Below are 294 nucleotides of genomic sequence, written 5' to 3' on the forward strand. Positions count from 1 at the left end.
CGAGCAGGCGCAGCTGGATCTGGCCTACTCGCAGTACAAGGACAACCAGCCGGACGACGCCTACTCGACGATCAACCGCTTCATCAAGACCTATCCGACGCAGAAGCACGTCGATTATGCCTATTACCTGCGCGGCCTGATCAACTTCGACCGCACCACAGGCGTGTTCGAGCGCTGGTTCTCGCGCAACAGCTCGCAGATGCGCCGCGACCAGGGCTACAACCTGCAGGCCTTCGACGACTTCTCCGAGCTGACTCGCCGCTTCCCCGACAGCGCCTACGCCGCCGACGCCCG

At 63.3% G+C, this 294-nt stretch carries 1 protein-coding gene; it reads left to right on the top strand.

The features are described 5' to 3' along the window. On the top strand, nucleotides 1-294 hold a 294-nt coding region (gene bamD, locus ACH65_RS18260; protein ID WP_049624070.1), incomplete at both ends, for an outer membrane protein assembly factor BamD.

The organism is Frateuria defendens (assembly GCF_001182895.1).
In the GTDB taxonomy this organism is placed as follows: Bacteria; Pseudomonadota; Gammaproteobacteria; order Xanthomonadales; family Rhodanobacteraceae; genus Frateuria_B; species Frateuria_B defendens.